Genomic DNA, 14,323 nt, shown 5'->3' on the forward strand with positions numbered 1-14,323 from the left:
GAATGTGTCATAATTAATTTACGAAAATAAATCGTAACAGGAGAGCTTCCGGAAATGGCACGGCACAGAAAAGAGATCAACATTAAACTTGTTGCGGAGGAGGCGGGAGTTTCACTTGCGACGGTGTCGCGTGTGATCAACAACCGGACGGACGTGAGCGAGGAGGTGCGGCGACGGGTTTCGGCGGTGGTGGAAAAGTTCAACTTCGCTCCGACGAAGGGGAGCGAACGCAGATTCAACATCGGAGTCATCGTGGTGATGGACTCCTCGCTGGTGAACGAATATATTTCACAAGTGCTTGACGGGATAGCGGATTACAGTGACGACGGACTGCTGGATGTGACGGTGATTTTCTACCGGATCACGCCGGAAGCGAAGCCGCTGCTGCAGTTGATCCGCGAACGCAGATGCGATGCAGTGGTACTGTTCCCCGTAGATAAAATCGCCGCTCAAATTCCCCAGCTGATCGAAGCGGAAATCCCGACCATGCTGATCAACGGGAAAATTGCGGCGAATAAGATAGGGTATGTAAACAACGAATCCTACGACGGAGCCATACGAGCGATGGAATATCTGGCGGAATGCGGACATCGCAAGATCGGTTTTCTCTGCAATGCGCTCGAAGCCAGTGAAAACCACCAACAGCGCCTCCAGGCGTACCACGATGTGATGGCAAGGATCAATCCGGATTACAACAAGGAATGGATCATTCCCCATCAGCCAACCAACGAAACGCCTCAAGCCGGTTACAACCAGTGTTGCCAGCTTCTGAAATTGTTTCCGGAAGTAACCGCGATTTTCTGCACAAATGATGAAATGGCAATTGGTGCAATCAAGGCGTGCTGGGATGCAAATCTGCGCGTTCCGGAAGATATTTCGATCATTGGATTTGACGACATCCCATATGGCCGGTATCTGCATCCGGCTTTGACCACAGTGAAACAGCCGTTGACGGAACTCGGCTTTCTTGCAATCAAAAGCCTCGATGAGTTTCTGAAGGAGCGGCGCCATGAACTACCGACAGAAATGCTTGAAACCGAACTCATCATCCGGGAGTCCGTCGCCCGGATCAGATCTTTTTCCACAATAAATCGATGAAGGGAGATTCACATGAAACAGCAACATACCGTTCATAAGGACAGGGAGGAGCAAATGAGAAAATATTTTACATTAATTGAACTTTTAGTTGTGATAGCAATCATTGCAATTCTCGCATCGATGCTGCTGCCGGCCCTCAATCAGGCCAGGGAAAGGGCGCGAAGCAGCAATTGCGCTTCCAATATGAAACAGTTAGGTCTTACATGCGCCCTTTATGTTTCGGATAATGACGGTCAGCTTCCCTATGCACCGGCGTGGGGGACCTTCACGGCCTGGAACAAAGCACTTTATCCTTACTTTTCACAGGAAAAATTCTCGGAGCGAAAAACCCCTGTCAAACTTTTCTACTGTCCATCTGACAACCTGACGGCCAAGGAAGGCAGTTTTTTCGACTACTATATCAGCTATGGTTACAATATTGACGGTCTTTACGGAGCCAAGAAAATTGATCGGATCAAAAGAGCTGCAGCCGTCGTCATGAGTGCGGATACAGGCCACGCAACGGATCATTTCGGTTACTTCTATTTATATTCGCAAACCAATAAGACTTACATGGTCTATCCACGTCATGGGAATTCCGCTTCTGTGCTTTTTCTAGACGGTCATGTCGAATCGGTACGCACTCCCAACGGGGTAAGTTCCGGTTTTTATCAAGCTGATATTCTGGGAGAAAAAGGGATAACAGAAAACAACAAGTGGACGTGGAACGGGACCATCTGAAAAGGATTATCATCAAATGTTTACAAAGATATCACTAATTTTCTCAACAGTGTTGTCAACACTCATTCTGAGCGGTACCGATTACACCTATTCCTATCCCAACCAGTATTCGAGCGGAGAAGCAAAAAGAACTGACCCGGGGAACACCGTCCTTACAGATGATAATGCGGAGACGTTTGTCTGCAGCGCGGGAGCAATCGATGAATTTTTCATCGATATCAGGCGCTCCGATCAAACTCCTGTACGTGGTGTTCAGTTATCCATCCCGCAACAAGATTTTCCGGCAGGGACAAAAAGTTTCTATCCCTGGGATCTGAGAATCTATCTGCCAGATGCAAAGGGCAATTTTCCGAGCACGCCGGATTATATTTTCACGGTCCCATACGAAAAATCTCAACTTTCCACTGTTTCAATCGAGTTGCCGCGGACATTGACTGTACAAAATTTCCGGCTAGGGTTGGTGCCGGTGCATTCACGTGTTGCCATTGCCGATCTGAAGCTGCTGGCAGGAGAAGTTTCCCATCCGACTTCAATTTGTTTCGCGGGGAATGCAACCGGAGAAGAGATTCAAGCGGTACCGCTGAGTGACGAAGAGAACCAGGCTATTTCTTTTCAACCTTCCTCGGAAACAGGCGTTGTCCTGCATACTCTGCATACGGATTATTTTTATCCCAACAATAAACGGAACCGTCCCTCCTGGAACATCGAAATGATTCTGCCAACCCTGCGTGACGCAAACTTCGGGATAGTCCGCGATTCATTGTATTCCGCTTTCTTCGTGGGAGGGCCGGAAACACTCAACGAATTGAGTGTAAAGCAGAACCGAGAAAGGGTGGAACACACTTTTTCGCTCTATCAGAAATCCGGGATCAAAGTTATCATCTGTGCCATGTACTCGTACCGTACTCGTGAGGCTATTGACGAGTTCAACAGCTGGCTGATCGAACTGGGGAAAAAATTTCCCTGCCTGACCGCCATCGAAATCGACAACGAACCCAATGCCCACAAATCCCCGGAAAGCTACGCGACATTGGTGAAAGAAGCAGCTCCAGCTCTGCAAGCTTCGCTTCCGCATGTAAAGATTCTCGTAGGAACTTGCGCGGGATATGGCGCGTACCTGGGAAATCAAAAGCAGCTCAATCCGGATCAGAAAGGGGCTTTTGCCTGGCTGGAAGCCGCTTTAAAATTGGGCATTCTGGAATATGCGGACGGCGTCAGCTTTCACCCCTATGCATACGGACCGCCCGAATGCGGACGCGACGAAATCGCCTCTTCAATGCCTCGGAACGGTCTTCATCAGCAATTGACGCAGTTCCGCAATATGGTAGAATCTTTCAGCCCGCAGGGAAAAAAACTGGAATACTACATCACGGAATACGGTTATTCCACGCGCGGTAAATTTGTAAGTAAATTTTCTCAGAACACGGAGCAGAATCGGCTTCGGCTGGCCGACTGGCTGGGACGCAATGCCTTCCTGCTTGCAGATGAAATTGTCAACGGGTTTCCGCTGAAAGCCTATTGCGTCTATTCGCTCAAATGCGATCCGGTCTGGGCAAATGAAGCGAATTTCGGTCTCGTAAGTGAAAATCTTCTTCAACGCTTTCCTTCTTATTTTGTGATGCAGAAAATGGCTACGCGTTATGGAAACGTGGCCGACAATTTCGCGCCTGAACGGAAGTTGAAACCGGTTTTCACTGTCAATCCGGATGCTGTCCATTCCACAACCTGGCGCCGCAGAAAAGACAATGCTCTGGTGATAGGCTTTTGGCGCATGGAACAATATCAGCAGTTCGATCAGGACTTTACATCGTTGCTGAAACTACATCTCCCCTCCGACGAAATCGTTGACAGTGTCACTTTGGACAATTTTGCAGAAAACACTCCCCGTCGCCTTGGCTTCACCCAGGAAGGCGACCTGCTGACATTACCAGTGCAGATCATGCGGAATGTGAGCACCGTCACAATCACATTTGGCGGAAAGAAACGTCGTCAACCGGTTCAGTTTTCCCCCACGACGATCCGCTGGACCCGTTCCACGAATTTGAAACAGGCCGTTAAGATCGGGAAATCTATACGATTTACTACCGAACCGGGGAAATGGAGCTGGATTTACCTTTATACGGATTCCAAAGCAATTCGACACACCCCTGGATCGACCGGAATTCTCCTGGAACTGGAAAACCGAATTCCCTCTGGGTTACTTCCAATTATGTTTGCAAGCTATGCAGACGGAACTGCTGACCGGGTCGATCTCTCTCCGAAGGGCTTCCAATCACAAGGTGTCAACCGTTATAAAATCAATTGGAATGAGTTCAAAAACATTCAAAACGGAAAACGAAATTTGCAGGAAATCATGGAACTCAAAGTCGGCTACCATGGACAAACCGACCAAGAAACCTCTGGAGATTTCCGAATCCGGGAATTCAAACTAGTGAAGTAGGAGCCTCCGTCGCGCGGGACGCTACGCCCAGAACCCTTTTTTCCGGGCGTCGTTCCGGCGGATGTGATGGCGGATGAAACTCTCGATGTACTGTTGCTTTTCGCTGCTCAGCCAGCGGCCGATGAAACGCTTCCTGCCGCCACAGCGGATCAACACGCCGTAGATGGGGCGGTTGTCCTGTGTGATGCCGGTCGGTTCAACCGCAACCCGTTCGATTTTCGCAAGATCACATCTGCGAATCAGGCCGATTCGGCCGATTCCGGCAAAGGTTTCGAGCTCGCCATCCCGCACCCGCAGTTCCCCCCGGCCGAACAACGTCACAAGAACCGCCCCCAGAATACAGAGGCCTATCACCTGAAACGGGAGCAGAAAAAGTTTCACCGGCCACGGCGTGACTTCAACGAACCAGATATTCACCGTGAATACTCCTGTCACCCCGCACCAGATAATCCCGAAAATCAGCAGCCCCCACACCCCGCTCGAAATGAAGCGGTAGGAGAGCACTTCGTCATACGGCGGAATGCCCGTCACCCGGATCCCGCGCGGCGGAAGGTCGGAACGGTACGCATCTTCACAGTTCTTCTCCGCCTCCACCAGTTCCGAATAACTGTAATTCGTGCCGCACACGCTGCAGAAAGCCAGATCGGTCGAGACGTTGAAATCCTTCTCCGGGATCTCGCGCCCGCACTCAGGACAGTGAATCATGAGCTTCCCCCCGTTTTTTCCGATTTCTCCAGGAAAACCAGGAGAGAAGATACTCCGCCGTGTCCCCGAATGCAAGCAGAAGTAAAAATTTTTCGTTTTTTTCGCGTCTGAACGGAAAAAACCTTTGATTTTGGCGGAAAACGTGATACCATAAAAGCAGTGTCGCCCTGAACAGGGAAACCGAAGGAAAGGAGGCGGATCATGTGGCAGGAGCTCAATGAATTTCTGGCCGGCGGACGCAGTGTCTATTTGTTCATCGCCGTCACGGGCAGCGTCGTTCTCGCGTTGCAGTTCATCCTCAGCATGACCGGACTCCACGCGGATGTGGATGCGGATCCTTCCGGCATCGATTTCGACGTGAACACCCATGACGTCTCCGATGTGGCCGGGCTGAATTTCTTCTCGCTGAAGGCGATCATCGCATTCATCACGTTCTTCGGATGGGGTGGATTCTTCTACGGTCACCTCGGCATCGGCGGACTCGGAATCGCGATCGTCAGCGGCCTGGTCATGATGGTTCTTACGGCATTCCTCGTCTCGCTCATGCTGAAGCTCCAGCAGTCCGGAAACATCACCGCCGAGGCCCTCGTCGGCCGGCATGGAACCGTCTATCTGACGATTCCGGCCGAACGCGCCCCGGGCGGCCTTGTCACGGTCAACCTGCCCGGCTGCACGCGTCAGATCAGCGCACGCGCCGACGTGGAATTCAAGACCGGCAGCATCGTAACCATCGCCGAAGATCTCGGCGACGGCACTTTCCTCGTCAAATCGAACTGATCCGGAGGAATCCGTGCTGAAAATCCTGCTGAACGTTCTGCCGGTCACGGCCGGGTTCGCCGCCGGAATCGCGGGAGGGTATCTCCTCACATTTTACCTGAACCGCAGAAAAAAACGGGCGAAACAGAAACACCGGTACATTGCCGGATCTAAACCGTACGACTTTCACTTTTAACCAAACAAGGAGTGCTCAAGCATGGGAGTCATCATCATCGCCACCATCGCCGGGTTCGTCATTCTGATGTTCTTCATCTCGCTGGTGACCTGGTATCGCAAATGCCCCTCCGACCGAATCATGATCATCTACGGCAAGACCGGCGGGCATCAGGCGGCGAAATGCATTCACGGCGGCGCGAAATTCGTCTGGCCGGTCGTACAGGACTACGGTTACATCTCGCTGCGCCCGCTGCAGATCGCGGTGAACCTCGACAACGCCCTCTGCAAACAGAACATCCGCATCAACGTGCCGTCGGTCTTCACGGTCGGAGTCTCCACGAGTCCGGAGATCATGGGCAACGCGGCCGAACGTCTCTTCGGGCAAAGTCCCGAAGCGATCGCGGAGCTTGCGAAAGACATCATCTTCGGCCAGCTGCGTCTGGTCATCGCTTCGATGATGATCGAAGAGATCAACGCCGACCGCGAAACCTTCCTTCGCGCCGTCGAAGCGAACGTGGCCGAAGAACTCAAGAAGATCGGCCTCGAACTCCTGAACGTGAACATCACCGACATCACCGATGAATCCGGATACATTACGGCCATCGGGCAGCGCGCCGCCGCCGGCGCGATCAACAAGGCGAAAGTCGATGTCGCCGAAGAACAGCGCAAGGGAAGCATCGGTGCGGCTGAAGCGCATAAACTCGAACGCATCGCCGTCGCCAAGGCCGAAGCCGAGGCCGCATCCGGCGAAGCCGACGCCGACCGCGAACGGCGCATCGCCGTCAAACAGGCCGAAGCCGCCGCCATCGCGGGCGAGGCCGACGCCGACCGTGCACAGCGCATCGCCGTCAAGGAGGCCGAAGCGGCCGCCGCCGCGGGCGAGGCGAATGCCGACCGCGACCGCCGTATCGCCGTCAAACAGGCCGACTCAACCGCGACCCAGGGGGAAAACGTTTCCGCGATCGAAATCGCAAAATCGAACGCCACAAGGTCCGAACAGGAAGCCGAGGCATACCGCCGCGCCGAAGCCGCCCGCCAGGTCGCGGCCGCCCAGATTGAAAAGGCGAAGTTCGAAGCGGAAGCCGATGCCCAGATCTCCCGCGCGAAGATGGAGATGGAGCGCCAGCGCGCAGAAGTCATCGTCCCGGCCGAAATCCAGAAGAACCAGATCGAAATCGCTGCCGACGCCGAAGCCGAAAAACTGCGCCGCGAGGCGAAGGGGCAGGCCGATGCCATCTTCGCGAAACTCGAAGCCGAGGCGCGCGGAAACTATGAGATTCTGAAAGCCAAGGGCGACGGCTATCGCGCAATCATCGAAGCGTGTGATAACGACTCGAATGCCGCCTCGAAGATGCTGCTCATCGAAAAACTCCAGGAGATCGTCGCTCTGCAGACCGAGGCGATCAAGGGGATCAAAATCGACAAGGTCACCGTCTGGGACGGCGGCGGCAAGACCGCCGACGGCAAGACCACCACGGCGAACTTTCTCTCCGGCATGCTGCAGAGCCTGCCGCCGCTGCATGACGTCGCCGGCATGGCCGGGCTCGACCTGCCCGATTATCTCGGCAAGGTCAAGAGCGACAAGCGCGACAATGCGGAATCCGAACCCGCTGAAACGACGGCTGCTCAATAAGCCGGAAAATCACACCGGAAAAAACCGGCGCCCGGACATATTCCGGGCGTTTTTTTTGTGCCGCGGCTTGACTTCCGGATGAACGGGCGGTAAGTTACCCGAAAACCGAATTCCAGGAGCTCATTGTTTATGCGAATTGTTCTGCTCTCTCTTCTGCTCGCATCCGCTCTGCTGACATCGGCGGCGGAGTTGAAGATCACGGTGCTTTCCGATCTTCACGTCTCACCGGGAAACGCCAATGACAAACTCATGCCGCAACTGGTTGCGGAGATCAACGCGAGCGACACCGACCTTGTGGTCGTGACCGGAGACCTCACAAACCACGGTTCGGACGCCGAGCTGAAGTGTGTTCACAAACGGCTCTCCGGAATCCGCAAACCGCTCTATGCGGTTTCGGGCAATCACGAGACGAACTGGTCGGAAAGCGCGGGGCAGACCTTTGCGGAACTCTGGGGACGTGAACGGTTCGCCGTTAAGCACAAGGGAGTCGTGCTGATCGGTTTTCCGACCGGCCCCTATCTGAAAATGGGGGACGGCTACGTTCGCAGCGAGGACGTCGCATTTCTGAAAGAGTCTCTCAAGCGGCTCGCAGGGGCGGGGGAACCGGTCATCGTTTTCTGTCACTATCCGCTGGCCGGGGAACTCGGCAACGGCCCGATGATCGCGAAGATTCTGCGGGAGTATCACATTCTCGGCGTCGTTTCCGGACACACGCATGTACAGTTCCGGCAGCGGATCTACGGTCTCGACAGCATCGTCTGCCGTCCGCTCGTCGACTGGGATAAAACCTGCGGTTACGACCTGCTTCAAACCGACGGGAAAACGCTCGAAGCATTCGAAAAACGGCTCGGTGGAGAAATCCTCCCGTTCAAGCAGCGCGATCCGATCGAAGAAAAGCCTTTCCCGCAGGAAGCCCCCCTGCCCGATCATGTTGAAGTCACACTGTTGCACGCGGATCCGGCTTCGGTTTTCACCGGGGCGGCGGTCACGGAGAACGGGCTCTACTACGGAACCAGTGACGGTCGTTTCGTCGCGCTTGATCCGGAAAGCGGCAAAGTCCTGTGGGAAAAACAGCTTGGGTCGCCCCTCCACTCCACGCCGGCAGCCTATGACGGGACGGTCGCCATCGGCACGACCAGTGCGCCGGACGGTCAGAAGGGCGGCGGCGGAATCGCCTTCTTCTCGGAGCGCGCGCGCAAGCTGCTGCACTGGCAACCTGCCCCCTCCCCCGTCATCGGCGGAGGATGCGCCACGGAAAGTGAACTTTACATCGGCGGCGGCAGTCACTCCTTCTACCGGGTCGACGCGAACGGCAGCTGTCTGAAAGCCTCCGGCGAAGAGTTCGGCCCCATGCAGGGACGCCCCGCCGTCGGGGAAGGCGTCGTTGTGTTCGGCGCGTGGGATACGAATCTCTATGCGCTCGACGCCGAAACTCTCGAGCTCCGCTGGAAATGGAACAACGGGAACTCTCAAGTTCTCTACTCGCCCGGCAACGTGAATCCGGTCATCTCCCGCGGTCAGGCAATCATCGTCGCGCCGGACCGGTTCATGAGTGCAATCGATCTCAAAACCGGCAAAACGGTCTGGCGAAGCAATGCGTACAAAGTCCGGGAATCCCTCGGAGGCAGCGAGGACGGTTCGACCGTCTACGCCAAAACCATGGACGGGGAACTCATCGCAGTCGAAACCGGACGACCGGAATTCACGCTCAAATGGGTGTGCGATCTGAAGTTCGGCTACGACCACGCCCCCTGCCCGGTTCTGGAGTCGGACGGCATCGTCTACGCCGGCAGCCGCAACGGCGTCATCGCCGCGGTCGACGCGGACAGTGGAACGCTGCTCTGGAAATTCCGCGGCGGCGATTCGGCCGTGAATGACTTCACCCGCGGGCCGGACGGCGCAGTTTACGCCACGCTCATCGAGGGCAGGATCTACCGGATTCGCGACTGACGCGCCGGTTTTTATGCGTCGATCCGGGTCGCGAGTCCTTTGAGATAGAAGCTCTCCGGCACCGCCAGCGCCGCCGGATGATCGGCCGCCTGCTCAAAACGGTGGAGGATCACGCCGCGAACTCCGGCCTCGACCGCCGCATCCGCCGTGATCTTCTGGAAGAGTTCCGGCGTCATGAGTCCCGAACAGGAGAAGTTGCAGAGCACCCCGCCCGGAGCGAGCAGCCCGAATCCCAGCCGGGCGATGTCCTGATAGGCGCGGCAGCCGCGCGTCAGGGCGTTGCGCGAATCGATGAACTTCGGCGGATCAAGCACAATCAGATCGAATCTGTGTCCTGCTGCGGAAAGCGAGCGCAGTTCGGCGAAAACGTCATTTTCCCGGTTTTCATACCGTTCCGGGCGGATCCGGTTGCGTTCCATGTTGTGTGCGGCAAGCTTCAAAGCAGGCGCGGACGAATCGACGTTGATGACATGCTCCGCCCCCGCGAGCGCCGCCGCAACCCCGAAACCGCCGGTGTAGGAAAAGGCGTTCAGCATCCGTTTCCCGGCGGCGAGCCGGGCGACGAAGGTTCTGGCGTCACGCTGATCGAAGTAGAATCCGCTTTTCTGGCCGTGGCGCACGTCGACGGCGAACTTTGCGCCGTTCTCTTCGATGACGATCGGATTCGGGGGAGCCTCGCCGGCGATGACGCCGCACCGTTCGGAGAGTCCCTCCTTCGCGCGCACTCCGGCGTCGGAACGTTCGAAAATACCTTTCGCGCCGGTCTCCTGCCGCAACGCTTCAACGATTTCGGAACGGAAACGTTCGGCACCGGCGCTCAGGAACTGCACGACCACGAATTCGCCGTAACGATCCGCGATCACCCCCGGCAGCGCATCTCCCTCGGAGTGAATGAGGCGGCAGCCGCCCGTCGGAGCATCGAGCTTCAGAAACCGGCGGAACTCCACGGCAAGGTGAACGCGGCGGCGGAAAAATGCCGCATCGATTCTCTCCTCCGGATCGAAACTCCAGACCCTCGCCGAAAGTTGCGACTCGGGCGACCACGCGGCCCGCGCGAGAAAACGGCGGTCGGCGTCGACCACCACAACGGTTTCTCCGGGAGCGGGATCGCCCTCAACAGCGGCGACTGCGCCGGAAAAAATCCAGACATGACGCCGCAACAGCGACTTCTCGCGGCCGGGCGCCAGAATCAGCATCGGTTCTTTCAAGATAACAGCCTGTGTGGTTCGGTTTTACTTAAGCGTACGGATCTCGTCGATGAACTCGTCGACGTCCTCGAATTTGCGATAGACCGAGGCGAATCGGACGTAAGCGACCTGGTCGATCTTGCGCAGTTCATTCATCACGCGGCTGCCGATCTCGGCGCTCGTGACCTCCTTGTCGCAGTCGCGCAATATCGCGGCGGAAATATCTTCGACCGCCCGGTCGATCTCATCCGGGTTGACCGGCCGTTTGTAGCAGGCGTTCGCAATGCCCCGCCGCAGTTTGTCGCGGTCGAAATCCTCCCGGACGGAGTTGCGTTTGACCACCTTGAGCTCCTCGGGGATGATTCCTTCAATCGTGGTGTAACGATAGGAACAGCCCAGACACTCGCGGCGGCGGCGTACTCCCGCGCCGTCCTTGACCGACCGCGAGTCGATCACTTTATCGTCAAGACATCCACATTTCGGGCAGCGCATAAATCATTTCTCCTGATGCAGCGTTTCTATCCGGGAAAACGGGCCGAGCACGACACCGTCGAAGGCGGGGTACTGTTTCCACTGACCGATCGCATAATCGAGCGACCGGATGAAATCCGCCCAGTTCCGACGACGCAGAGAACCGGCGGTGACCGAGGTGTGTTCCGCAAGCGTAATCGAAACGAGCAGCGAACCGGGCTTTGCGGCATTGAGCTCGTTTCTAACCACCTCGACCGCCTCGGTCGGTTTGTTTCCCGCGTTGCGGATCATGATCTTCGGTGCGGCGGCGGAGAAATCCGCGACCGACCCGCAGGAGAGTTTCCCCTCCTGCACGAGTTCCTCGTAGAAATCCGGCATCGCGACCGTAAACGGCGTGGACCCGAGCTCCGCGCCGAAAGCGGAAAGTTTTTGGAGCGTGGCGCGCATGATTCTGTCATTGTCGAGTCCCGGGCCGAAGGTCTTGTCGCTCCAGGCGAAAACGAGATTTTTCGGGCGGCGGGGATTGGCGGAAGTGAAGAGATGCGGTTCGGCAAGCACGGTGACTCCGGAGAAACGGAACGATTCATGATCCGCCTCGAATTCCCGCAGATGCGCCAGCATCTCCTCCAACGTGGTTCCCCCGGAGACGAAGTTGCGGAGAATGAAGTTTCCGCGCCGCCCGATCACGTAGCAGCTCTCCGGCAGGACGGCCTCGACCGGCATTCCCTCCTTCCCGGCCTCGACGAACAGTTCATCGAGCTGCGGAAGCTCCAGAGACTCCGGCGACGCGAGGTAGACGTAGAGCCGGTTGAAGCCGAACTCGCGCACGAGCGCCAGAAAATCCGCCGGAGAAGCGAAATGGCTATCCGCCAGCGTCTCGGGGCGGAACGCCAGCCCGCGGACGCGACACGGTTCAAGAACCTTCGCCAGCTCGTCCGCCCGGCGGGCCATCGTGGCGGGATCACTCAACGGCGGGGCATGGACAATGCCGTTCCCGGAGCCGGAGGAGCTCGCGCAACCGGCCGCGAAAACGGCGAAAAACACGGCAAAAATGAAAATTTTCAAAAAAAACATCGGTTTCCTCCCAATATGCCATTGAAATAAAGTACATTTCAAAGTTTATTAATTCAACCCCGTTACGGAACAACCGGGCCGGAGGCTGCGTTTTTTTGAAAAATCAAATCAAATCCGACAATAGGGATATGAACATGGATATTGAAAAACTCAGAACCGAAATCGATTCGATCGACAGTGAAATCATCCGCCTGCTGAACCAGCGTTGCGAACTCGGCCGCAGGATCGGCGCGTGGAAACACGAAAACAACCTGCCGATCTATGTGCCCGAGCGGGAACGGCAGCTGCTCGACCGGCTGACCGCCGCGAATCCCGGCCCGCTCGATCGGGATTCTCTTCTGGCGATCTATCGCGAAATCATGTCCGCGGCGATCAAGCTTGAGCGGCCGGTTTCAGTCGCCTACATGGGTCCTCAGGGGACCTTTTCCCACCTTGCTGTGCTCGAAAAATTCGGGCGCGGCGTGAATGCGCAACCGGAATCCGCGATCAGCGACGTCTTCCGCGCCGTCGAATCCGGTCGCGCCGACTACGGCATGGTACCGGTGGAGAACACGACCGAAGGGGTCGTGAATCCGACGCTCGACTCGCTGGTCTCCTCGAACGTGAAGGCGGTCGCGGAATTCAATCTGCCGATTCACCTCTTCCTTTACAGCGCCGGCCCGCTCGAAGAGATTCGCTGCATCTACAGCCATCCGCAGCCGTTCGGACAGTGTCGTGAATACCTTCAGGCGAACCTGCGCCACGCGACGCTGATCGAAGTGACCAGCACGACCCGCGCGATGGAACTGGCCGAACGCGAATCCGATGCGGCCGCGATCGCCGGAGCGATGGCGCATGAACACTCCGACCTGCCCTGCATCGCCGAAAACATCGAGGACAACTCGCGCAACATCACGCGCTTCCTCGTAATCGGCAGGCAGGAAAACAAACCATCGGGCGACGACAAAACCAGCCTCTGCTTTGCGCTGCACGACCGCGCGGGCGCGCTTTACGACGCGCTGCGCCCGTTCCGCAACCACAACATCTCCATGACGATGATCGAGAGCCGCCCGCTCAAGAGCGGCAACTGGGAATACTGCTTCTTCGCGGACATCCTCGGCCATAAGGAGGATCCGGAAGTGGCCGCGGCCTGCTCGGAACTCAAGCAGGACTGCGCGATGTTCAAGGTTCTCGGCAGCTATCCGCGCGTAATCCAGCAGTAAGATCCGGGAGGGAGTGAGCGATGCCGATCCGCGACCAGCAGAAAGTGCGGCTCTCCGCCGTGGCCGGGATGTTCTATGAGAATGACCCATTGATCCTGCGCCGCCGTCTTGCGGAAGCGGAAGGGAAACTCCCTCCGATTGTCCCCGACGCGGCGGAAGTAAAGGGGGTTGTGCTGCCCCATGCGGGATATGTGTTTTCGCTGCCGACCGCGATGGCTCCGCTCGGAACTCTCCGCAAAAAGAAGATCGGCCGGGTGATCGTGCTCGGGCCTTCTCACTATGTCGGCTTCCGCGGGATCGCGGCATCGGATTACTCGCGCTGGCGGACGCCGTTCGGCGACCTGTCGACCGCGACGGAACTCTTCGAGTTGATGGAGCACTGGAATTCGCCGCTCGTGGCCGTCCGGGACGATGCGCATGAGAAAGAGCATTCGCTTGAGGTTCAGTTCCCGCTCATTCAATATTTTTTCGGCCAGCCGGAGGTGTTGCCGCTCGTGGTCGGAGCGCTGTCGATGGAGGATGTTCTGACACTTGCGCCGCGCATGGCGGAACTTGACGCGCCGGGAACACTCTGGATCGTGAGCTCGGACTTCACGCACTACGGAACCCGTTTCCGCTATGTACCGTTCACGGAGGAGGTTCCGGAGCGGCTGCGGGCACAGGATCATGCGGCGGCGGAACTCATCGCGAACCGCGACCTCTCCGGATTCGCCTCGTTCCTCGGGAAAACCGGAGCGACGATCTGCGGGATGAATCCGATCGCGCTCTTTCTCGCGACGCTTGACGTGATCGATCCTGCCCGCACGTTCCGCGGAGAGATCGCGGCGGAGTCGAACAGCGGCGAACTCACCGGCGACTACCGGAACGCCGTCGGATACGAGGGGATCGCATTCCGCAAACAGGCGTGAAC

Annotated in this window: 13 protein-coding genes; 9 read left to right on the plus strand and 4 right to left on the minus strand. The window is 56.9% G+C overall.

The window, feature by feature from the left end; all coding sequences use genetic code 11:
- Nucleotides 1-54 precede the first annotated feature (54 nt).
- Genes Q0K10_RS00905 through Q0K10_RS00915 form a run of 3 tightly spaced genes read left to right on the plus strand, consistent with a single transcriptional unit; the run spans nt 55 to nt 4,258 of the window.
- Complete coding sequence (locus tag Q0K10_RS00905; protein ID WP_294501930.1) at nt 55-1,098, plus strand: LacI family DNA-binding transcriptional regulator; 1,044 nt, start codon at nt 55-57, stop codon at nt 1,096-1,098.
- 12 nt (nt 1,099-1,110) lie between these two features.
- A complete protein-coding gene (locus Q0K10_RS00910; RefSeq protein ID WP_294501932.1) occupies nt 1,111-1,818 on the plus strand; it encodes a prepilin-type N-terminal cleavage/methylation domain-containing protein in 708 nt (235 codons plus the stop codon).
- Between the two features lie 16 nt (nt 1,819-1,834).
- Nucleotides 1,835-4,258 carry a hypothetical protein gene (locus Q0K10_RS00915; RefSeq protein ID WP_294501934.1) on the plus strand — a complete coding sequence of 808 codons (2,424 nt, stop codon included), beginning with the start codon at nt 1,835-1,837 and terminating at the stop codon, nt 4,256-4,258.
- Nucleotides 4,259-4,279: 21 nt separating this feature from the next.
- Here Q0K10_RS00915 and Q0K10_RS00920 read toward each other — a convergent pair whose 3' ends face one another.
- Nucleotides 4,280-4,963 carry a hypothetical protein gene (locus Q0K10_RS00920; RefSeq protein WP_294501936.1) on the minus strand — a complete coding sequence of 228 codons (684 nt, stop codon included), beginning with the start codon at nt 4,961-4,963 and terminating at the stop codon, nt 4,280-4,282.
- 201 nt (nt 4,964-5,164) lie between these two features.
- Here Q0K10_RS00920 and Q0K10_RS00925 point away from each other — a divergent pair, with 201 nt between their 5' ends.
- From Q0K10_RS00925 to Q0K10_RS00940, 4 genes are all read left to right on the plus strand, one after another.
- Nucleotides 5,165-5,740: a hypothetical protein gene (locus Q0K10_RS00925; protein ID WP_294501938.1), complete on the plus strand. Its 576-nt coding sequence runs from the start codon at nt 5,165-5,167 to the stop codon at nt 5,738-5,740.
- Nucleotides 5,741-5,753: 13 nt separating this feature from the next.
- A complete protein-coding gene (locus Q0K10_RS00930) occupies nt 5,754-5,915 on the plus strand; it encodes a hypothetical protein (RefSeq protein WP_294501941.1) in 162 nt (53 codons plus the stop codon).
- Nucleotides 5,916-5,936: 21 nt separating this feature from the next.
- Nucleotides 5,937-7,529 (plus strand): flotillin family protein, encoded by a 1,593-nt coding sequence (locus Q0K10_RS00935; protein WP_294501943.1) that lies wholly within the window; start codon nt 5,937-5,939, stop codon nt 7,527-7,529.
- 129 nt (nt 7,530-7,658) lie between these two features.
- The gene (locus tag Q0K10_RS00940) at nt 7,659-9,479 is read left to right on the plus strand and encodes a PQQ-binding-like beta-propeller repeat protein (protein WP_294501945.1); all 1,821 of its coding nucleotides are present in this window, start codon (nt 7,659-7,661) and stop codon (nt 9,477-9,479) included.
- A gap of 11 nt (nt 9,480-9,490) precedes the next feature.
- Here the strand turns inward: Q0K10_RS00940 and Q0K10_RS00945 are convergent, their stop codons facing one another.
- The 3 genes from Q0K10_RS00945 to Q0K10_RS00955 are packed head-to-tail and all read right to left on the minus strand — an operon-like array spanning nt 9,491 to nt 12,202.
- A complete protein-coding gene (locus Q0K10_RS00945; protein ID WP_366942914.1) occupies nt 9,491-10,675 on the minus strand; it encodes a class I SAM-dependent methyltransferase in 1,185 nt (394 codons plus the stop codon).
- A gap of 36 nt (nt 10,676-10,711) precedes the next feature.
- The gene (gene nrdR / locus Q0K10_RS00950; protein WP_294501948.1) at nt 10,712-11,158 is read right to left on the minus strand and encodes a transcriptional regulator NrdR; all 447 of its coding nucleotides are present in this window, start codon (nt 11,156-11,158) and stop codon (nt 10,712-10,714) included.
- 3 nt (nt 11,159-11,161) lie between these two features.
- On the minus strand, nt 11,162-12,202 hold the full coding sequence (locus tag Q0K10_RS00955) for a hypothetical protein (RefSeq protein WP_294501949.1): 1,041 nt from the start codon (nt 12,200-12,202) through the stop codon (nt 11,162-11,164).
- 143 nt (nt 12,203-12,345) lie between these two features.
- Between Q0K10_RS00955 and pheA the strand changes: the two genes are divergently transcribed.
- Both pheA and amrB read left to right on the plus strand, forming a co-directional pair.
- Nucleotides 12,346-13,413, plus strand: coding sequence for a prephenate dehydratase (pheA, locus tag Q0K10_RS00960; protein WP_294501952.1), 1,068 nt, complete (start codon nt 12,346-12,348; stop codon nt 13,411-13,413).
- Nucleotides 13,414-13,433: 20 nt separating this feature from the next.
- Entirely contained in the window at nt 13,434-14,321 is an 888-nt protein-coding gene (gene amrB / locus Q0K10_RS00965) for an AmmeMemoRadiSam system protein B (RefSeq protein ID WP_294501953.1), read from the plus strand.
- Nucleotides 14,322-14,323: the final 2 nt, after the last annotated feature.

Origin of the sequence: uncultured Victivallis sp. (genome assembly GCF_944391105.1) — a bacterium.
Lineage (GTDB): Bacteria > Verrucomicrobiota > Lentisphaeria > Victivallales > Victivallaceae > Victivallis.

What these genes read in the sequence shown, in the direction of transcription:
- Q0K10_RS00905 (WP_294501930.1), top strand. Translation starts at nt 55, where the DNA reads ATGGCACGGCACAGAAAAGAGATCAACATTAAACTTGTTGCGGAGGAG.
- Q0K10_RS00910 (WP_294501932.1), top strand. Translation starts at nt 1,111, where the DNA reads ATGAAACAGCAACATACCGTTCATAAGGACAGGGAGGAGCAAATGAGA.
- Q0K10_RS00915 (WP_294501934.1), top strand. Translation starts at nt 1,835, where the DNA reads ATGTTTACAAAGATATCACTAATTTTCTCAACAGTGTTGTCAACACTC.
- Q0K10_RS00920 (WP_294501936.1), bottom strand. Translation starts at nt 4,963, where the DNA reads ATGATTCACTGTCCTGAGTGCGGGCGCGAGATCCCGGAGAAGGATTTC.
- Q0K10_RS00925 (WP_294501938.1), top strand. Translation starts at nt 5,165, where the DNA reads ATGTGGCAGGAGCTCAATGAATTTCTGGCCGGCGGACGCAGTGTCTAT.
- Q0K10_RS00935 (WP_294501943.1), top strand. Translation starts at nt 5,937, where the DNA reads ATGGGAGTCATCATCATCGCCACCATCGCCGGGTTCGTCATTCTGATG.
- Q0K10_RS00940 (WP_294501945.1), top strand. Translation starts at nt 7,659, where the DNA reads ATGCGAATTGTTCTGCTCTCTCTTCTGCTCGCATCCGCTCTGCTGACA.
- Q0K10_RS00945 (WP_366942914.1), bottom strand. Translation starts at nt 10,675, where the DNA reads ATGCTGATTCTGGCGCCCGGCCGCGAGAAGTCGCTGTTGCGGCGTCAT.
- nrdR (WP_294501948.1), bottom strand. Translation starts at nt 11,158, where the DNA reads ATGCGCTGCCCGAAATGTGGATGTCTTGACGATAAAGTGATCGACTCG.
- pheA (WP_294501952.1), top strand. Translation starts at nt 12,346, where the DNA reads ATGGATATTGAAAAACTCAGAACCGAAATCGATTCGATCGACAGTGAA.
- amrB (WP_294501953.1), top strand. Translation starts at nt 13,434, where the DNA reads ATGCCGATCCGCGACCAGCAGAAAGTGCGGCTCTCCGCCGTGGCCGGG.